The following is an 18,714-nucleotide window of genomic DNA, read 5'->3' as shown; positions in this document are numbered from 1 at the left end:
TGGGCAACGCCCCCGACGCCTTGCATTGCCCCGAGGGTCGTGACACCAATGGGCATGTCCCAGGCCAGCGCACCACGCCCCTTCCTGTCCCTGATCCTCGGCGGAGCCCGCTCTGGCAAGAGCCGCGTGGCCGAAGCCCGTATCACATCACTGCCGCAGCCGTGGATTTACCTCGCCACCTGTGAGCCGCGCGATAAGGAGATGGCCGAACGCATCGCCCATCACCGCGACCGCCGCGGCGGCGGATGGATCACCCGCGAGGAACCCATAGACATCGTGGAGGTGCTCGACGAGGCGCCGCCGGGCGTCCCGATGCTCATCGACTGCCTGACCCTCTGGCTCACCAATGTGATGCTGGCCGAATACGACGTCAGCGGGGAATGCGACCGGCTGGTCACGCGCCTGGAGGCCAACGACCGCCCCCTCGTCATCGTCAGCAACGAGGTCGGCCTCGGCATCGTGCCGGACAATGCGCTCGCCCGCGCTTTCCGCGACCAGGCGGGCCTCATCAACCAGCGCGTCGCGGCCATCGCCGATGAAGTGGTGATGGTCGCCGCCGGCCTTCCCCTGAAACTGAAATAGATCCGGTGCGGGGCCGCCGGTATCCAAACGGCCAGCAAGTTATCCCGCCCGCAAGTTATCCCGAGGACATCATGAGCCTGAGCACTGACGACGCGCGCCATCGCGACAAGATGATCAAGCGCAAGGCCGCCCAGGACGCGGAGGTTGCCTCCAAGACCATCGAGAAGGGCCTGCTCATCGTCCATACGGGCAAGGGCAAGGGCAAATCGACGGCCGCCTTCGGATTGATGCTGCGGGCTCTGGGCCATGGCTGGCCGGTCGGGGTCGTGCAGTTCATCAAGGGCGCCTGGTCGACCGGCGAGCGCAAGGCGCTGGAGGCCTTCGGAGACCAGGTGCGCTGGTACAGCATGGGCGAGGGCTTCACCTGGGAAACGCAGGATAAAGAGCGCGATATCGCCGCCGCGACCCGCGCCTGGGCGAAGGCCAGGGAACTCATGGACGATCCGGCCATTCGCCTTGTGGTCCTCGATGAGCTCAACATCGCGCTGCGCTATGACTATCTTCCGCTTAACGAGGTGGTGGAGGCTCTGAGCGCGCGACGCCCGGACCTGCACGTGATCGTCACCGGTCGCAACGCCAAGCTAGAACTCATCGCCGCCGCCGACCTCGTCACCGAGATGACGCCGGTGAAGCACCATTTCGAAGCGGGCGTGCGCGCGCAGGAAGGCATCGAGTTCTAGGCATCGAGTTCTGATGTAAGCCTGACGCCGCCAATCCGCGTTGCGTTGTTCGGGTTGCGGCGTTCAAGCGGAAGGACATCGCCATGCGGTTGCTGGTCAATATCGATGTGCCGGATCTCACGCTGGCCGTGGCCTTCTACACCGCGGCCTTCGGCCTGACGCCCGGGCGCCGCCTGGGCAAGACGGTCGTTGAACTCGACGGAGGCCAGGTTCCGATCTATCTGCTCGAGAAAGGACCGGGTACGGTCGGCGCCGCCAACGATCATCGGCGTTATGAGCGCCACTGGACACCCATCCATCTCGATGTCCCGGTCGATGATATCGAGATCGCTCTCGCCCGCGCCATCGCCGCCGGCGCGACGCTCGAAAGCGGCATAACAAGCGCCCCCTGGGGCAAGATAGCCATCTGCGCCGATCCTTTCGGCCACGGGTTCTGCCTGATCGAGTTCCTCAATCGCGGCTATGACGAAATCGCGGGCTCTGAAAGCTGATATGCGTCCCACCCCGGCCATCATGATCCAGGGCACCGGCTCCAATGTCGGCAAGTCGCTCCTCGTCGCCAGCCTCTGCCGGTACTTCGCCGGCCAGGGCCTCAGGGTGCGTCCGTTCAAGCCGCAGAACATGTCGAACAACGCCGCCGCGGTCGACGGGGGCGAGATCGGGAGGGCGCAGGCCCTGCAGGCACGGGCGGCCAGGGTGGCGCCATCAGTCCATATGAACCCGATCCTCCTGAAGCCCGAGAGCGAGCGCGGCTCGCAGCTCATCGTCCAGGGCCAGCGCTTCGGCCGGTTGGAGGCCCGCGATTTCACGTCGAAGCGCGAGCGGCTGATGCCCTTCGTCATGGAGAGCTTCACGCGCCTTGCCGAGGAAGCGGACCTCGTGATCGTCGAGGGAGCCGGTAGCCCGGCGGAGACCAACCTGCGTGGCGGCGACATCGCCAATATGGGCTTTGCCCGCGAGGCCGGCGTGCCCGTCATTCTGGGGGGCGATATCGACCGGGGCGGTGTCATCGCGAGCCTCGTCGGCACCCATGCGGTGCTGGAGGCTGACGACCGCGCGATGATCCGCGGCTTTCTCATCAACAAGTTCCGCGGAGACCCCAGCCTGTTCGCCGCTGGCCTCGACACCATCACCACCCGCACCGGCTGGCGGTCCATCGGCATCCTGCCCTGGTTTCCGGATGCCGGCCGCCTGCCCGCCGAGGACGCGATGGACCTGCGGCGTGGCCCGCCGAATCCCGACGGAAACCTTCGCATTGCCGTCCCGGTGCTGCCCCGCATCGCCAATTTCGACGATCTCGACCCGCTCCGGCTCGAACCCTCCGTGGCACTGACCTTCGTCGAGCGCGGGCAGGCCCTGCCCGGAGATGCGGATCTCATCATCCTGCCGGGCTCGAAGGCGACGATCGCCGACCTCGCCGTGTTCCGCGAGGAGGGCTGGCACATCGACCTCGCGGCCCACATCCGGCGCGGCGGGGCCGTCCTCGGCCTCTGTGGCGGCTACCAGATGCTGGGGCGGACGATCGCCGACCCCGACGGCCTCGAAGGCCCGCCCGGCACGGCCGACGGTCTTGGGCATCTCGCCATCGACACGGTGCTGGCGGGAGACAAGACGGTCCGGCCCGTGAAGGCACTGGCCCTGGCCCCCGCCGCACCCATCGAGGCCTATGAAATCCACCTCGGCCGCAGCAACGGCGCGGATTGCGCCCGCCCTCTTTTCCAGATCGACGGGCGGCCTGAAGGCGCCCGCTCGCCGAACGGCCGGGTGTTAGGCACCTATCTGCACGGCCTGTTCACGGCGGATGCCTTCCGCCGCGCTTTTCTGGGCTGGCTCGCGGGCACGTTAGCGGATGGCCCCGGTGAGACGGGGCTGGCCTATGACGCGACGATAGAGGACACGCTCGATAAGCTCGCTTCGCATATGGCGCGCCATCTCGACACCGCGACCCTGCTGTCGATCGCCCGCAGCCGCGTTTGATCCGCGATCGCGGGATCAGGCCATCTTTGCCTTCGGCGGCTCGCCCGTCGCCACATCGCGGCGGTCGCTGAGATAAAGCGCAATGGCGTAGAGGAGGAGCAATCCCCCACCGATGAACAGAAGATCGTCGATGAAGCCGGTGTTCCGCATCCCGATCACGATCTGGCCGATCGCGCTGAGGATAGAGCCGGCGGCAAAGACCGGCAGGCTCTGACGACCGATCACGCAGAGCGGCGCGAACAGATTGCCGCTCTTGGCCATCAACGTCAGGCCGGAGTGATAGAGCACGTAGGCAAGCGCCAGGAAGTGGATCATCCGGATCGGCGCCAGATTGGTCTTGCTCATGTCGACAATGCTGTTGAGCTGCTCCGGCAAAAGCGGCAGGAAGCCAAAGGCCTTGGTGACCACGAAAGCCGAAACGGCCAGGATGACGACACTCGCCATGAAGAGGCGGCGGTCGAAGCCGATTTCCCCCGTCTCGCGCAGGCGCAGCCCGATGAACACTCCCGTCGCGAACAGGAACTGCCACGTGAAGGGATTGAAGAACCATCCCCCCTCGACTGGCCAGGTTGGAAAGTTCCAGCCATATTCACGGGCGAAGAGATAGATCAGCGCCGAGAGCCCCAGCATCAGGCGATCATCGATGCGCGCCAGCAGAAGCAGAGCCGGCGCCCAAAGCAGGAAAACGATATACATCGGCAGGATGTTGAAATAGCCGAGCTGATGGCTGAGGCCTGTTACGGCGACAACGGCGCGCATCGGGTTCGACAGGAAAAGATCCCGCCCATGCTCGTGCATGATGGTGTCATCATCGAAAACAAGCGCGCCGACGGCAAAGATGGCAATCGCCGCGAAGGACATGGCGATCTGCACGCCATAGAGGGTCACGGCGCGGCTCATGAGCGAACGAAAGCCACGCCACGTCTGGCTGCCGAGAAAACGGCCGCCATAGGCGAGCGCCACCGAAACGCCAGCCAGGAAAACGAAGGCCTCGGCGGAATCGCTGAAGCCCACATGGCGGTGGGTCATAATTTCAAAGCCGTTGCCGGGCACATGATTGATGAAAATCATCGCGAGAACGATGCCTCGCCAGAAATCAATGCCGTCGATCCGCTTCGATCCGCTCATCACCATGTCCACTTTAACAATAGGTTAACGAACGCCCAGCTTCGCCTTGGCAAGTTACGCGCGTCATGTGGCGCGGGACGCAGATCACCTATTGAAATATTTCCAGTTCAGTTTGGTTCCCGCCGTCGAATCGATCGGCGCGCTTCAGCTGGACCTTTAGACTCAAGAATCTGGCCATGGAAAGGCGAGAAAAAGTGAATGGACTCAATAAGGTCGTTCTTGCACGCGATGCTTGGCCAACAACGCCGTCCCCGGCGCTTCCAACATTGACAAAAGCGTGATGTGAGCGGATATCCCGCACGACCCATGGCCCGGCTTGATCTCATCCCTTCCCTCAAGAAGACGTTGATCGTGATCCACGATCTCGTCGCGACGGCGCTCGCCGTCACCCTTGCCTTCATCATCCGTTTCGAAGGGGGGCGTCTTGCCACGCGGCTCGACCTGCTGCCGACGATACTGCCGGTCTTCCTGATTTACGCCGGCGCGATCTACTGGCTGTTCTCGCTCTACAAATCGAAGTGGCGCTTCGCGTCGTTACCCGACCTGTCGAACATCGTTCGCGCCTCGACGGTTCTGGCGCTCACCCTGCTGGTCGTGGACTACGTGCTGGCCTCGTCGACGTTCTATGGCTTCTTCTTTTTCGGCAAGATCACCATCGCGCTCTATTGGCTGCTGCAGGTCGCGCTGCTGGGCGGCCCGCGCCTCGCCTATCGTTATATAAAATACGAACAGGCCAAGACCCACGCGAAGGATGGCGCCCATCCCGCACTTCTGTTGGGTCGCGGCACGGACATCGAGGCACTGCTTCGCGCCATCGAATCCGGGGCTTTCCGTAAGATTTCCGCTGAGGGCATCCTCTCGCCCCGCCAGGGCGATCTCGGCCAGGCCATCCGCGGCGTCCCCGTGCTCGGCAGCTTCGCGGATCTCGAACAGGTGGTCGCGGAGGCCCAGGAACGCGGAGTATCCATCCGCCGGCTCGTCCTGACACAGAATGCCCTCACCGGTGAGCATGGCAGCGACACCGAGGGCAGTGACCTTCTGTTGCGCGCCCGGCGGCTCGGACTGCCGCTGTCACGCATGCAGGATGTCGAGGAGGGCATGAGCGCCGCGGCGCTCCAGCCCGTGGAAATCGAGGATCTCCTGCTGCGACCGACGGTCGAGATCGATCGTGCCCGGCTCGCCCGCTTTGTGCGCGGCCGGCGTATCGTCGTCACCGGCGGCGGCGGCTCCATCGGCAGCGAACTTTGCCTGCGTTCGGCCGCTTTTGGCGCGTCTGACATTCTCGTCATCGAGAATTCCGAGCCCGCCCTCCACCAGATCACGGAAGCGTTGGCCAATCTGGGTACCGAGACGAAAGTGGAAGGCGCGATCGCCGACGTGCGCGACCGCATGCGCATGGACACGCTCTTCGCCCGGTTCAACCCGGACATCGTCTTCCATGCGGCCGCCTTGAAACATGTGCCCTATCTTGAGCAGGACTGGGGTGAGGGTATCCGCACCAATGTCTTCGGCTCCGTCAACGTGGCTGACGCCGCAGTCGCCGCCGGTGCCAAGGCCATGGTGATGATCTCCACCGACAAGGCGATCGAGCCGGTGTCGATGCTCGGCGCCACCAAACGTTTCGCCGAGATGTATGCCCAGGCCCTCGATGCGGAGATGGCAGGCGCCGATGGCGGACGCGGCCATCAGGACGGCGGGACGCGTCTCATCGCTGTGCGCTTCGGCAATGTGCTCGGCTCGAATGGCTCGGTTGTGCCGAAGTTCAAGGCGCAGATCGCGCGCGGTGGCCCGGTGACGGTCACGCATCGTGACATGGTGCGCTACTTCATGACCGTGCGCGAGGCCGTGGACCTCGTCATCACGGCCGCCTCCCACGCCGATGGCGAGGGGCGCGTGGCAGGCGAGGTCGTGGCCAATGCGAGCACGGATAACACCGCGCCGCGTGAGCAGGCCTCCGTCTATGTGCTGAAGATGGGCCAGCCCGTTCGCATCTACGCGCTCGCCGAACGCATGATCCGTCTGGCCGGTTTCGAGCCGGGGGCGGATATCGACATCGTCGAGACCGGGATCCGGCCGGGCGAAAGGCTGCACGAGATTTTGTTCAGCCAGCAGGAACCCATGGCGGAAACCGGCATAGACGGCGTCATGGCCGCCAAACCGCTGTTTGCTGACCGGCGTTATCTCGCCGCGCGCCTTGCCGCGCTCGCGGAGGCGATCACCAGCGGTGACCGGCTGGCCGCGGAAGCCATCCTCGAGGATGCTATCCCTGAGTTCGCCGCGCGCAAGACCCCGCCGATAAAAGACGCAGCTGTGGTCGGGTCTGCAGTTCCGGCGCAAAGCCGGATCGCCTGAGCGCGGCCGCGTCGACTTCCAGCGAGCCCGCCAGGCGTTCCCAGGCCGCGGTGCGCCCAGACAGCGCGCAGAGCGACCGGAAAACGCCCTCCGGCACCGTGAAAAGGCCCGGTCGCCTGCCCATCCCTTCCCGGAGCGCTGCCACGATCTCTCCCACCGTCACCGGCTGCGGATCAGCGACGATGAAGGCGCGCCTCGGCGCCTCCTCCATTGCGAGACAGTGGCGCACAGCCCCCGCGAGCGTCTCGACCGCCAGAAGGGACCGCCGTCCCGTGAGGCCTTTCAACGGGAGGGGGAAGGGAAGGCGCGCCAGCCGCAGCAGGGCGCCCATATTCCCGCCCACCCCTTGACCATAGACCAGCACCGGTCTGAGCGCGACCCAGTCCCCATTGAGATCGGCCAACGCTTTCTCCGCGGCGAGTTTTGAGCGGCCGTAGGCGTCCTCGGGACGAGGCGCGTCAGCTTCCGTCAGAATGCGCGCCGCCGTCGGGCCGCTCTGGGCGCGGATGGACGAGATGAAGACGAAACGTCGCAGGGGCCCCGCCGCTTCCGCCAACGCCACCGTCGCCGCCGTATTCACACGATGATAGCGATCCTCGGCGATGCCCGGCCCGGCATGGGCGATGCCCGCGGCATGAACAACCGCGTCCACGCCAGCAAGCGCCTCGCTCCAGTCAACCGGACCATCGAGATCGCCCACGACCACCTGCTCGACCCCTGCCGGCAGGCTGCTCTGTTGGCGCGTGGCCGCCCGCACGATCATACCGGCGCGCATCAGATCAGCGGTGAGATGGCGGCCGACGAAACCCGTCGCGCCGGTCAGGAGAACCCGCTGCGCCATCAGCTTCTCCCCGCCGCGACCGCCGGACGCGGCCGGGCGAAACGTGCGAGCACGATGGCAACCGCGATGATGCCGGCCATCAGCAGCCCGCAGGGAACGAGAACTCCCTCTGCGAGCACAGCCGACGTCGCAAGCCCGGCCAGCACCAGATTGAGCGCGAAGACCGTTCCGACGACTTCCATCACCGTGAAGCCATTGTCGGTGGCACGCTGGTAGAAATGGCTGCGATGGGCCTGCCAGACCTTCTCGCCGCGCCTCAGACGCATCAGAAGCGTCAAGGTCGCGTCCGCGAGATAGTAGAGCGGCAGAAGGAGCGCCGCAGTGAGATGCCCTTCCCCCGCGAGGCGATAGAGAAGGAAGCCCAGGATCAGGCCAATGGGGAGCGAGCCGACATCACCCAGGAAGAGCCGGGCCACGGGCCTGTTGAAGGGCGCGAAGCCAAGCATCGCCCCGCAGAGCCCTATCGCCACGAGCCCCGCGTCGCCGGGGAGTGCGCCGAGCAGCGCGAACAGCGCCAGCGCCGCCGTGACCGGCGCGACTTCAGCCACCGTGATCCAGTCCAGCCCGTCCATGAAATTGACGAGGTTGACGAACCAGACGCCTGCCAGAACGACGAGGGCGAATTCCACAGGAGCCGGCAGAAGGGCAGGAAAGAGCCGGATCTCCCCCGCCGCCGCGACGCCGAGGGCAACCGCGCCGAACTGGAACAGGAGACGCGGCAGCACGGGCAACGGCCGGATATCATCGAAGGCGCCAATGACAGCCAGAACGACGGCGGCCATCGCGACCGGGATGAAAGCGGAGATCGCGCCCGGCGCGAGAACTGAAATGCCCGCGCACGCAGTCACCAGCATGGCCGCCAACACCGCGATGCCGCCGCCTTGCGGCGTCGGCACGCGGTGGCTGGAACGGGCGTTCGGACGGGCTAGCGCGTAGCGCTGCATGAGCGGGAAGAGGAGAAGAACAAGGGCGGCCGAAAGCCCCGCCGCGATGAGCCCGACACTGGCGACGCCTGCCAGAAGAGATGCCGTCATGCCTCGCCAGTCCCTGCCCGCGACGATGGAGAATTACCGGCCGGACAATAGCGGCCGGATTTCCGGGGGCAAGAGACCAGCACCGCCTTTCCGCAGGCGATGCTGATATCGCGTATATCAAGGGAGCAGACGGTGACAGGCGCGGCTGCGTCAGGCCGGGACTTCCATCGCCACGGGGGCGAAGACGAGAGACTGTCCCTGACGGGCCACGAATGATCCCGGCATAGCCTTGGCGAGGTCGGCCTCCATGTCGAGCAGGAAGGCATCATTATGCATCGGGTGCATATGGAAAGCAGCGAGCTGCTTTACATGACCGCGACGGCAAAGCTCGACCCCCGCGCTAATCGTGGAATGCCCCCACCCACGGCAATGGCTGTATTCGTTTTCGCAGAACATGGCGTCATAGATGACGAGGTCCGCATCCAGGACGAATTCGATGAGATTCTCGGGCGGCCAGTTCTCGCCATGTTCGACGTCGCTGACATAGCACACGCTGCGGCCACCATAGTCAAAACGATAGGCGGTCGCGCCGGACGGATGGTCCAACGGACAGGTCCGCACGCTATGGGGGCCGAATGACAGCGTCTCACCGGCCCTGAAACCGTTGTAGACGAATTTCGCGGGCAGCTGCGCGAGCGTTACCGGGAAAATCGGCGGCGCAAACAACCGCTCCAAAGGCTTTTCGGCCGTTTGCCCATCGAGGTTGCCGCAGGACAACCGGATCGTCTTGTCAGGATAAAGGGCGGGCTTGAAGAAGGGCAAGCCCATCACATGATCGAGATGAAGATGGCTCAGCAGAATCTCGATCTGCGCCGGCGCCGTCTCCTTGATGGCCAGGCCGAGGTTGGTGATTCCCGTACCGGCATCAATGATGAAAAGCTGGCCGCCGCATCGAATCTCGACACAAGGCGTATGGCCGCCAAAAATGACGTGATCTGTTCCGCAGACCGGAATCGAACCGCGAACGCCCCAAAACTTGACCAGGAGCGCATCATCGGCTGGAGCAGGATAGGCGCACATCGGCTACCGTTACCTCAAAAACGCCGCAAATTCCGTGCGCTAACACACACAGAAGGATGTTTCGCCACAATTGCCACAGTTCTATCCATCCCGCGATCCCGTTCAGCCTTATCAGCACCATGAACATCGCGACGTGGCAACTGCCTTTCTCACATCGGCAGCGGCTTCCAGCACCGAATATGGTGGTGGAGGATGCGAAAATCCACGCCATCTGGGGTTACGCGCCGCCGATACCGCCAAATTGGCGTGAAATTCCAGACTCCTGGATCGGACCGTGTGCAAACGCACACGGAATGCATCATGATTGCGCTGAAATCGCCGCATTGCCGCCGCCCACGGTAACGGGCTCCGTTGTAGCGGCGGGCTCCGTATCAGCCTGCGTAACCAGGACATGGTCGCCCTCGAAGCGGATGATCCGGGAGAACGCGCCTAGATCGAAGGTGGAAGGCACGACGGCGATAAGGCTGCCGTCAGCCATGAACACGTCCAATCGCTTCATCAAGGCGGAGATCTCGGCGATGGAGAGACCATCGAACACCCGGTCAAGAACAAGAAGATCCGGCTGGCGCACCAAACAGCGTGCCAGATCGATCAGCGCGATGTTGAGGTGCTGAAGCCTTTCGGCGCCGTGGCTGACATGCGCGGAAAGCCCGAGACGCAGCACATCCTCATCCAGGCCGAGATTGCTGAGAACGCGCCGCGCGGTCGCGTGGACCTTGTCCTCGGCACCGGCCACGTCATAGGCGATACGCCCGAAGAGCAGATTGTCGCTGAGCGAGGCGGCGGCGCAGATGGCATCCGCTTCGTAAAAGGAGATCGCTGGCCTCAGGCTCGGCGGGAGCAACCGCGCAAATGTATGGCGTGCTGCAACGAGGCGTTTTTCCATCGCCTCATCGAGAACGCCGAGACGATGCCGCGTCTCGCAATAGCGAAGCGCCAGCGCGATCTGTCGGTCGCGGTCGCGCCCGGTCTCGGCGGACCGCCGGCGCTCCGACCGGCGCGCCACCATGTCTGCGCAGAGGCCACGCTCGGCGGCGCTGAAGAAGGCGAAACGCTGGAAAAGTGGATGCCCATCCGGCACGCCGTCGAAGATCTCGACGAGACTGGAGGCAATGGCGAACCCCATCTCCGCGAGCGGCCGCGTCAGGTCCTCGGCTTCGAACACGGCCCGCAGGAAGGGATTGGAGGCGAGATGCGCCTCCCGGAACGTATCCCCGACAGGGACGCCATTCAGAATGTTCTCGGCAACGGTTCCGTAGCGGTTGTAGCGATTGGGCTCGAAGGGATCGACCAACTCGCCGAGCCCGTTGGCGCTGAGCTCCGCCCGAATGGCCCGGCGGACATCCACCACCTGTTCCGCCAGACGGGGCGCCGTCTGGCTGCTGACGCTCGTGGAGAGGCCGAGCGCATAGGCTTCGTCATCGATGCCGGCCGTGCGCATGACATCGCAGAGGACCGCGTCGATGTCCCCTCCGGCAGGATCGGAGGCTCCATAGAGAATATTCTGGCGCAAGGTGCCGTCGAGAATGATGGGCGTATGGCCTGCCAGCGCGACGCGCCGGGCGCGGCGAGCCGCCGGCACATTCAGAAGATTGATGCCGTCCAGCTTGATCTCGCCCGAGGACGGCTCGAGCGCGCCACCGAGCGCCGCCGCGATGATATGTCCGCCGCCCTCGTCATCGGTCACCAGCGCCGTGCGCGTCGGCAGGGGAATGTCGATGTCGACCGCAGAGAGCCGATGGCTGGTCACCGGATCGAAGATCGATGCCCGCTCAATACGGAGCTGGCTCCAGTGTTCCGGCAGATCCGTGTCGGAGAAACGCCGGGCGCGGGCCTTGAGATCGCCGATCGAACGCGCGATCTCGTCGAAGAGCTGCGTCGCCGCATGCCGCTCGCGCGTCCAGAGCGCCATGGCCTCGACGGGGCGGATGAGCAGGAAAGCCGCGCTCACGGCGGCCAGCAGGCCGCCCGGCGTCAGCTTGCCCTGCATCATCAGCCAACCGCCGACGATAAGCATCAGCACCGGCATGCCGTCGCGCACCATGCGCAGGGCGATGCCGAGCACGGTGAGCTGGCCGAGCGGCGGGCGGTTCTTGTTAGCGACATTGGCCAGGCGCTCGGCGAAATGGCTGGCCTCGCCGTCGGCCGTGCCATGCACCCGGATGGCCGGAAGGCGCTCAACCGCATGGCGCCCCATCTGGATCGCCTCGGTTTCACCCGCCGTCGTCCGCCTCAACATCGTGTCCCTTTCCGCCTCGCGGGCCGGAACAAGCATCGCGTCGAGCATGGCCGCCACCATCAAGGCAAGGCCAAGCCACAGATTCAGCGTGAAGACGAACAGGACGACGATGACGCCCTCGGCGAGAAACAGCGCAGGCGCCGCCAAGGCCCGGCCGAGGAAAGGCGTAACCGCCGCGACCCGATGGCCGAGCGAGGTGATCGCGTTCTCCACGGCGTCGCTGGTGGTACGTTCCGCCACCAGATGCCGGAAGAGAAGGAGCCTGAGATCATCGGCGAGACTAGGCCCGAGGCGCGCGCTGATCAGCCGGATGGACACCCTGAGCACGGCCCTCAGCAGGACAAGGAGGGCAACAACCATCAGCCCCACCGTGAACGCCTGGTCCCGGCTCAACGGAAAGCCGGAGAAAAGCACCCGCTCGCCACCGAAATGCCAGGACAAGGGTATGGCGAGCCGCAGGAAAGCGTTGACCTGTCCATCAGCGCCCGCATCGCCGAGGAATACCATGTCGACAAGTTCGCGTGGCACCAGCAACAGCAGCCAAACCACCGGCAACAGCGCGGCGATGATGAGAAAGGCCAGACAATGAACGCCCCGGCTGCGAGCCCAGACATATCGGATCGGATTGCGTTCCATAAGACAAAACCGGTGTTCAGCGGCAGTGGCCGGGGGTTCCGCCGCCTTGATCGCATCCAGCCCCCGCAACTTCAAATCCCATTGGGTGATGCGGTCAATAAGTTGCTATCGGATCGGTAAATTGAAAGAGGCCGCAGCAAGAACTTCGACGATGGGTTTCACATGCGCCCGCGATCAGCGCGTGGCAGGCCTATCGCGCGAGTTCGACCTTGACTCAGGCCCAGCCAATGCCGACAACGCCTTCCACCCCGGTGCCGCCCGCCGGATATCGCCCGTGCCGTCCACTGCTGCCAAGGATGTCGATTTATGAGCACCGAACAACTCGCTTCCGTCATCGAGACCGCCTGGGAGGCACGTGCCGAGATCAGCGCGGCAACACAGGGCGAAGTTCGCGACGCGGTGAATGAATCACTCCTCCTCCTCGACAGCGGCAAGAAGCGCATTGCCGAGAAGGACGCGGCGGAAGCCACGGGCTGGCGCGTCAACCAGTGGCTGAAGAAAGCCGTCCTCCTCTCCTTCCGCCTTAACGACATGGCCGTCATTCCCGGCGGCCCGGGCGAGGCGGTGTGGTGGGACAAGGTGCCCTCCAAGTTCGACGGTTGGGGCGCGGGTGAGTTCAAGGCAGCCGGTGTCCGTGCCGTGCCCAACTGCACGGTGCGCCGTGGCGCCTATATCGCTCCGAACGTCGTGCTGATGCCCTCCTTCGTCAATCTCGGCGCCTATGTGGATGAGGGCACGATGGTCGACACCTGGGCGACCGTCGGCTCCTGCGCGCAGATCGGCAAGAACGTGCATCTCTCAGGCGGCGTCGGCATCGGCGGCGTGCTCGAGCCGCTGCAGGCCGGCCCGGTGATCATCGAGGACAACTGCTTCATCGGCGCCCGCTCGGAGGTGGTCGAGGGCGTGGTCGTCGGCGAGGGCGCCGTGCTGTCGATGGGCGTTTTCATCTCGTCGTCCACCAAGATCGTGGATCGCGCCACCGGTGAAGTGTTCTATGGCCGTGTGCCGCCCTATTCGGTCGTGGTGCCGGGCAACCTGCCGGGCAAGCCTCTCCCGGACGGAACGCCTGGCCCCTCGCTCTACTGCGCGGTCATCGTCAAGCGCGTCGACGCCCAGACCCGCTCCAAGACCGCGATCAACGAGCTGCTGCGGGATTGAGCTGAGCGCGGGACTGCGTGGATTTCAATCCGCGCGGCCTCGCCCTTCCACGGCCCATTGCGCCACCAGCCGGTCGCCGGACATCACATGCAGGACGTCGTGCATGTTGATGGTCGGGTCGCAATGGGGAACGGTGCATTCAACGACCGTACCGATGGGCAGGGTGGCACAGCCGGCGGCCGGAAGAATGCGGCCGAACTCATCGCCACACCATTCGATCGTGCCGACCAGCCTGTCGCCTGACGGGCCGGGGAGCAGCACGCGCGGCGCCGGCCCATCCCACGCAAAGCTCTTGCTGCCGCCATCCGTGATAGCGAAGCCGGCCGAGGAGTGGCCGATGACGGTGACCGCGATGCGCAGGGCTGGGCCGAAGACGAGCTCGCCGCCTCCCGCGATATCGACCGAGTTGTAGGCCTCATCCATGAAGACATAGGAACCGGGCTGAACCTCGGTGAACAAGCGGCGCTCGGCATCCAGCACGTGGCTGCCTGTGCCACCGCCGGAGATGATGGCGGGCGCGAGCGAGGCAACGGCAAGCGCGTCGAGCATCGGCACCAGACGTCGGGCGACCTCATCATTGGCCGCGCGCCGCTGGTCGAAATCATCGATATGTTGGACACGACCCTGGTAAGCCTGCACACCGGCAAAGCGCAGATAGGAATGGTCGGCTGCGGCCCGCGCCAAGGCTACGGCCTGCTCAGGCTCGGTCACGCCGCTGCGCAGAAGACCGACATCGAGATCGACCACGAGATCGATGCGTGTGTCGTGACGCCGGGCTGCATCGCCATAGGCGGCGATAAGGTCCACCCGATCAGCCACCACCATCAGGCGCGCTCCCGCAGATGCCGCCCGCGCCAACGCGTCGATCTTGGCGGCGCTCGCAACGGGCGCCGTCAGCATCAGATCCGTGATGCCCGCCTCGAACAAGGCCAGGAGCTCTCCCGGCTTGGCGCAGCAGATGCCGAGCGCGCCTGCCGCGAGCTGCCGCCGCGCGATCTCCGCTGACTTGTGCGACTTTGCATGGGGCCGCATGCCGACACCCGCCCGCCGGCATGTCTCCGCCAGGGTGGCAAGGTTGCGCTCAAAGATCGGCAGGTCGAGCACGGCCGCCGGGGTCTCAAGATGTGCGCGGCCAGCCACAATCCCGATCTTCGGCGCGTTCAGCGCCGCGGCACCGACAGTGTTCATCACGATTGTCGCTCCAGTCCACGCTCCCGGCGCAGACGCAGTGTTGCAGCCGGGTCCACACTCAGATCATCGTCCACGACGACGCCATAGTCGCGCAATGCCCCCTCGCGTGTCACCTTGCCTTCGCGGATATCATCCAGAACCCGCGAGGTCTCTCGCAGGAGCGGATTGCCGTAGCCGCCACCGCCAGCGCCGGTAAGGCGGAAGACATCGCCCGCCCTAGCCGTGAAGCTCTCCATCGGCATGGTCGGCAGAACATGTGCGCCACCATCCAGCCGGATCAGGAGATGCTCGGACGAGGAACCCGCGCCGCCGCCCTCGACGCCATAGGGCGGGTGAGCGCGCCGGTCCCCGCGCAAGGTGAAGCGGGCATCGGTGAGAAATCTGAAGCTGCGCACGAAGGCGAGGCCGCCCCGGAACTCCCCCGGCCCACCGGAATCCGGCACCAGGCCGTAATCAAGCACCTCGATGGGCATATCCGTCTCGATCATTTCGATCGGCTGGTTGGACAGGTTGGCGGCCGGGTTCGAAATACCTTCGATGCCGTCCTTCGTGGCGCGCGCCCCCCAGGTGCCGACGACCATCTCGTTGAGCACGAAGGGCCGCCCCTGATGCATGCCGCCCGATGCCAGGAGATAGGGTCCGCCTTCGGAGCCGCCGATGGCGCGCTCCGGCACCACCTGCGCCAGCGCCTGCATGATCGCGTCGAAGACGCGGTAGCCGACGACGCCGCGAGCCCCGCAGGCGGCGGGGTAACGCGGATTGACCAGGCAGCCCTCCGGCGCGCGAACCGTGATGGGCCTGAGGTAGCCCTCGCAATTGGGGATATCCCGCTGCGACAGGCAGCGGATGGCGCTGAAGGCGGCCGATTCCGGCAGCGAGATCGGGCAGTTGATGCTCGCCGCCACCTGGCCGGCCGTGCCGGCGAAGTCGATGTCGATGGTGTCGTCGTTGACGGTGACGGTCGCCACGATGGCAAGGGGTGCCGGGTTCTCGCCCACGCCGTCGATATAGTCCGTGGCGCGGTAGACGCCGTTCGGCAGGTCGCGGATCGTCTCGCGCATCATCGCCTCGGCGTGGTCATGCAGGGCCCCGATATAGCTGTCGAGGCAGGCCTGCCCGTAGCGGGCAACAAGCGCCTTCAGCCCCTCCTCGGCCACATTGCAGGCCGCGATCTGCGCGCGGATATCGCCCAGCACCTCGACCGGCGAGCGCGTGTTCGCCTCTAGAATGCCGAAGACGGCCTCATTTGGTTTGCCGGCTTCATAAAGCTTGAGCAGGGGCAGCCTCAACCCTTCCTGCTGAATCTCGGTCGCGTAGATGGCGACACTCCCGGGTGCGATGCCGCCAAGATCGGTGTGGTGGGCGACGGTCGCCGCGAAGCCGGCCAGCACGCCGTCGGCGAAGATCGGCTTGAGAATATAGACGTCCGGGAGATGTTGCCCGCCCGACCCGTAGGGGTCGTTGGCGATGAGGATATCGCCTTCGCTGAGCGAGGCGCCGAAGCGCTCCCGCACGAACTGCATGATGCGCGGGAAGGAACAGAGCTGGATCGGCAGCGTCAGGCCCTGCGCGATGACCCGGCCTTTCGCGTCGCAGAGGCCGGTCGAATAATCCATGATGTCGCGCACGACCGGCGAATAGGCGCTGCGCATGATGATCAGCGCCATCTCGTCGGCGGTGGAAGCAAGTGCGTTGCGGATGACCTCTAGGGTTATGGGGTCGATCGCCGGGGCGACGCCCTCCCCGGAGACGCTCATGTCAGTCTGGCTCATGACGCTTCTCCACTGAGCATGATGGCTATGTTGCCGGCCTCATCGAGGCTCGCGGCCTGCCCAGGCCCGATGATACAGGTGCTGTCATAGTCCTCGATCACGAAGGGCCCGCGCCGTGGCGTGGCGTCCAGCTCGCCCCGGCCGATGACCGCGACGGTAGCCGGCTCACGATCAGCGGCGAAAATGACGCTTCGGTCGGCGCGCCGCAGCGGCTTGTCCGGATGGAAATGCGGGGGCGGCGCGACGAGCGGCAAACGCACGGTGAGGCGCGCATTGACGAGATGCACCGCGTCACCTGCGGAGCGATGCCCATAGGTGCGCTCATGCTCGCGATGGAACAGCTCCGTCAGCTCATCCAGTGAGAGCCGTTCAGCCGGCACCGTGAGCTCATAGGCCTGCCCGACATAGCGTAGGTCCGCCGCGCGATGGAACGTAGCGGCTGACTGGTCATAACCCTCCAGCGTCATGATGCGGCGGGCATCGGCCGCGAGTTCGTCGAACAGGCCGGCGAGCCCGCCATCGTCCAGCTCCCCCGGCCGATGCCGCGATGGCCGCACGAATTCCTGCTCCACATCGGAGCGCAGCAGCCCGAGCGCGCTGAAAACGCCTGCCGCGCGCGGAATGATGACACGCCGGATACCGAGCGCCATGGCCACCTCCGCCGCCACAACCGGCCCGTTGCCTCCGAACGCGACGAGGGTCGACTGACGCGGATCCCGGCCACGGTAGGTGGACACAGCCTTGACGGCCCGCGTCATGGTGGTGACCGCAAGGGTCAGCACGCCGCGCGCCGTGCGCGACAGTTCAAGCCCGAGCGGCCGCGCCACCTGATCGTTCAGCGCCGCGCGCCCAGCCTCCGCCTGCAGCGGAAACGTGCCGCCGGCAAGCGCCTCATTGTTGATGTAGCCGAGCGTGAGAAAGGCATCGGTCAGCGTGGCCTGCGTGCCGCCCAAACCGTAGCAGACGGGACCGGGATAGGCGCCGGCGCTCTGCGGACCGACGGAGACCTGGTTCATGCGATCGATGGCGATGATGCTGCCCCCGCCGGCACCGATCTCGGAGACATCGATGAACGGCATCTTGATGGGATAGCCGCCCCCCTTGACCAGCTTGCTCGACAGATTGATGCCGGCGCCCACCTCATATTCCGTGGTCCGCGCGGGCTCGCCGTCCTCCACCAAAGCAGCCTTCGCCGTGGTGCCTCCCATGTCGAAACTGATGATGCTGGGTTCGGCGTGCCCTGGGAACAGCCGCGCGCAGGCAATCACGCCAGCGGCCGGCCCCGACTCCACGAGGGACGCGGCGCGGCGCACCGCCGATTCCAGCCGCATGATGCCGCCGCCGGAATGCATCATGTCCACCGCGCAGGTCACGCCGATCGAGGCAAGCCGCGCGGTCAGGGCGCTGGCGTAGTTGCGCACCACCGGACCGATATAAGCATTCACGACCACCGTGCTGGTGCGCTCGTATTCGCGGATCTCGGGAAGGATCTCGGAGCCCCGGCAGATATAGACATGCGAGCCCAGCTCGCGCCGCAGGATGGCCTCCGCCGCGATTTCATGGGCCGGATTCGCATAGGCATGCAGGAAGCTGATGGCGACGGCCTCCGCGTCGGCTTCGCGGAAGTGTCGCGCGGCGGCAACGACATCGTCCTCCGACAACGGCAGCCTGACGCCGCCGTCGGCGCTCAGCCGCTCGCGCACCTCAAGCCTGAGCCGCCGCGCCACGAGCGGTTTCGGCTTGTCATACTGAAGGTCATAGAGCACGGGGATGCGCAGCCGGCGCATCTCCAGCACGTCGCGGAAGCCGGCCGTCGTCAACAGGCCCGTGCAGGCGCCCTTGTATTCCAGGATCGCATTGGTCGCGACCGTCGTCGCGTGGACGATGCCGGTAATGCGATCGGGCGTGGTCTGAAACTCCTCGACCAGCGCCTTGATCGCCATGGCGATGCCGCGGCTGTAGTCGTCAGGTGTCGAGGGCACCTTGCGCGTTTCAACAAGGCCATCGTTGCGCGCAACAACCACATCGGTGAATGTTCCGCCGATGTCGACGCCTATCCGGTAACTATGTTGGGACATTGATGTCGTCTCGACATTCCATTGAT

The 18,714-nt window shown here is 65.3% G+C and carries 14 protein-coding genes; 6 read left to right on the top strand and 8 right to left on the bottom strand.

Translation table 11 applies throughout. The annotated features are described in order from the left end of the window. The first annotated feature begins 54 nt into the window (after nucleotides 1–54). From cobU to KIO74_RS16745, 4 genes are all read left to right on the top strand, one after another. A complete protein-coding gene (cobU, locus tag KIO74_RS16760) occupies nucleotides 55–582 on the top strand; it encodes a bifunctional adenosylcobinamide kinase/adenosylcobinamide-phosphate guanylyltransferase (RefSeq protein ID WP_213332935.1) in 528 nt (175 codons plus the stop codon). A 71-nt stretch (nucleotides 583–653) separates the two neighbouring features. Beyond that, nucleotides 654–1,262 carry a cob(I)yrinic acid a,c-diamide adenosyltransferase gene (gene cobO / locus KIO74_RS16755; RefSeq protein ID WP_213332934.1) on the top strand — a complete coding sequence of 203 codons (609 nt, stop codon included), beginning with the start codon at nucleotides 654–656 and terminating at the stop codon, nucleotides 1,260–1,262. 83 nt (nucleotides 1,263–1,345) lie between these two features. Next, nucleotides 1,346–1,753, top strand: a complete 408-nt coding sequence (locus KIO74_RS16750) for a VOC family protein (RefSeq protein WP_213332933.1) — start codon at nucleotides 1,346–1,348, stop codon at nucleotides 1,751–1,753. Between the two features lies 1 nt (nucleotide 1,754). Continuing rightward, on the top strand, nucleotides 1,755–3,239 hold the full coding sequence (locus KIO74_RS16745; protein WP_213332932.1) for a cobyric acid synthase: 1,485 nt from the start codon (nucleotides 1,755–1,757) through the stop codon (nucleotides 3,237–3,239). A gap of 15 nt (nucleotides 3,240–3,254) precedes the next feature. Here the strand turns inward: KIO74_RS16745 and KIO74_RS16740 are convergent, their stop codons facing one another. After that, nucleotides 3,255–4,367: an OpgC family protein gene (locus KIO74_RS16740; protein ID WP_213332931.1), complete on the bottom strand. Its 1,113-nt coding sequence runs from the start codon at nucleotides 4,365–4,367 to the stop codon at nucleotides 3,255–3,257. 306 nt (nucleotides 4,368–4,673) lie between these two features. Here KIO74_RS16740 and KIO74_RS16735 point away from each other — a divergent pair, with 306 nt between their 5' ends. After that, on the top strand, nucleotides 4,674–6,719 hold the full coding sequence (locus KIO74_RS16735; RefSeq protein ID WP_213332930.1) for a nucleoside-diphosphate sugar epimerase/dehydratase: 2,046 nt from the start codon (nucleotides 4,674–4,676) through the stop codon (nucleotides 6,717–6,719). On the opposite strand, the gene KIO74_RS16730 is transcribed toward KIO74_RS16735, so the two are convergent. The 4 genes from KIO74_RS16730 to KIO74_RS16715 form a co-directional block, all read right to left on the bottom strand. Continuing rightward, the gene (locus tag KIO74_RS16730) at nucleotides 6,628–7,560 is read right to left on the bottom strand and encodes an NAD-dependent epimerase/dehydratase family protein (protein WP_213332929.1); all 933 of its coding nucleotides are present in this window, start codon (nucleotides 7,558–7,560) and stop codon (nucleotides 6,628–6,630) included. The two genes, KIO74_RS16735 and KIO74_RS16730, sit on opposite strands and share 92 nt — an antisense overlap. Next, a complete protein-coding gene (locus KIO74_RS16725; RefSeq protein WP_213332928.1) occupies nucleotides 7,560–8,594 on the bottom strand; it encodes an MraY family glycosyltransferase in 1,035 nt (344 codons plus the stop codon). Before KIO74_RS16725 ends, KIO74_RS16730 begins: the two co-directional genes overlap by 1 nt. 150 nt (nucleotides 8,595–8,744) lie before the next feature. Continuing rightward, nucleotides 8,745–9,614 (bottom strand): MBL fold metallo-hydrolase, encoded by an 870-nt coding sequence (locus KIO74_RS16720; RefSeq protein WP_213332927.1) that lies wholly within the window; start codon nucleotides 9,612–9,614, stop codon nucleotides 8,745–8,747. 298 nt (nucleotides 9,615–9,912) lie between these two features. Then, nucleotides 9,913–12,489, bottom strand: coding sequence for an ABC transporter transmembrane domain-containing protein (locus tag KIO74_RS16715; RefSeq protein ID WP_213332926.1), 2,577 nt, complete (start codon nucleotides 12,487–12,489; stop codon nucleotides 9,913–9,915). A 306-nt stretch (nucleotides 12,490–12,795) separates the two neighbouring features. Here KIO74_RS16715 and dapD point away from each other — a divergent pair, with 306 nt between their 5' ends. Beyond that, complete coding sequence (gene dapD, locus KIO74_RS16710) at nucleotides 12,796–13,647, top strand: 2,3,4,5-tetrahydropyridine-2,6-dicarboxylate N-succinyltransferase (protein WP_213332925.1); 852 nt, start codon at nucleotides 12,796–12,798, stop codon at nucleotides 13,645–13,647. Between the two features lie 24 nt (nucleotides 13,648–13,671). Here the strand turns inward: dapD and KIO74_RS16705 are convergent, their stop codons facing one another. Genes KIO74_RS16705 through KIO74_RS16695 form a run of 3 tightly spaced genes read right to left on the bottom strand, consistent with a single transcriptional unit; the run spans nucleotide 13,672 to nucleotide 18,688 of the window. Next, a complete protein-coding gene (locus KIO74_RS16705) occupies nucleotides 13,672–14,835 on the bottom strand; it encodes an alanine racemase (protein ID WP_249731347.1) in 1,164 nt (387 codons plus the stop codon). Continuing rightward, on the bottom strand, nucleotides 14,835–16,610 hold the full coding sequence (locus KIO74_RS16700) for a hydantoinase B/oxoprolinase family protein (RefSeq protein ID WP_213332923.1): 1,776 nt from the start codon (nucleotides 16,608–16,610) through the stop codon (nucleotides 14,835–14,837). Before KIO74_RS16700 ends, KIO74_RS16705 begins: the two co-directional genes overlap by 1 nt. Continuing rightward, nucleotides 16,607–18,688, bottom strand: a complete 2,082-nt coding sequence (locus tag KIO74_RS16695; protein ID WP_213332922.1) for a hydantoinase/oxoprolinase family protein — start codon at nucleotides 18,686–18,688, stop codon at nucleotides 16,607–16,609. The genes KIO74_RS16700 and KIO74_RS16695 overlap by 4 nt, the downstream gene beginning before the upstream one ends. Nucleotides 18,689–18,714: the final 26 nt, after the last annotated feature.

Source organism: Chelatococcus sp. HY11 (assembly GCF_018398335.1).
Taxonomy (GTDB): domain Bacteria; phylum Pseudomonadota; class Alphaproteobacteria; order Rhizobiales; family Beijerinckiaceae; genus Chelatococcus.
Note: the sequence above shows the minus strand (reverse complement) of the source record. Positions and strands in the feature narration are given on the sequence as shown.

Coding starts and splice junctions, on each gene's coding strand:
- cobU (WP_213332935.1), top strand. CDS start 55: ATGTCCCAGGCCAGCGCACCACGCCCCTTCCTGTCCCTGATCCTCGGC.
- cobO (WP_213332934.1), top strand. CDS start 654: ATGAGCCTGAGCACTGACGACGCGCGCCATCGCGACAAGATGATCAAG.
- KIO74_RS16750 (WP_213332933.1), top strand. CDS start 1,346: ATGCGGTTGCTGGTCAATATCGATGTGCCGGATCTCACGCTGGCCGTG.
- KIO74_RS16745 (WP_213332932.1), top strand. CDS start 1,755: ATGCGTCCCACCCCGGCCATCATGATCCAGGGCACCGGCTCCAATGTC.
- KIO74_RS16740 (WP_213332931.1), bottom strand. CDS start 4,367: ATGAGCGGATCGAAGCGGATCGACGGCATTGATTTCTGGCGAGGCATC.
- KIO74_RS16735 (WP_213332930.1), top strand. CDS start 4,674: ATGGCCCGGCTTGATCTCATCCCTTCCCTCAAGAAGACGTTGATCGTG.
- KIO74_RS16730 (WP_213332929.1), bottom strand. CDS start 7,560: ATGGCGCAGCGGGTTCTCCTGACCGGCGCGACGGGTTTCGTCGGCCGC.
- KIO74_RS16725 (WP_213332928.1), bottom strand. CDS start 8,594: ATGACGGCATCTCTTCTGGCAGGCGTCGCCAGTGTCGGGCTCATCGCG.
- KIO74_RS16720 (WP_213332927.1), bottom strand. CDS start 9,614: ATGTGCGCCTATCCTGCTCCAGCCGATGATGCGCTCCTGGTCAAGTTT.
- KIO74_RS16715 (WP_213332926.1), bottom strand. CDS start 12,489: ATGGAACGCAATCCGATCCGATATGTCTGGGCTCGCAGCCGGGGCGTT.
- dapD (WP_213332925.1), top strand. CDS start 12,796: ATGAGCACCGAACAACTCGCTTCCGTCATCGAGACCGCCTGGGAGGCA.
- KIO74_RS16705 (WP_249731347.1), bottom strand. CDS start 14,835: ATGAACACTGTCGGTGCCGCGGCGCTGAACGCGCCGAAGATCGGGATT.
- KIO74_RS16700 (WP_213332923.1), bottom strand. CDS start 16,610: ATGAGCCAGACTGACATGAGCGTCTCCGGGGAGGGCGTCGCCCCGGCG.
- KIO74_RS16695 (WP_213332922.1), bottom strand. CDS start 18,688: ATGTCCCAACATAGTTACCGGATAGGCGTCGACATCGGCGGAACATTC.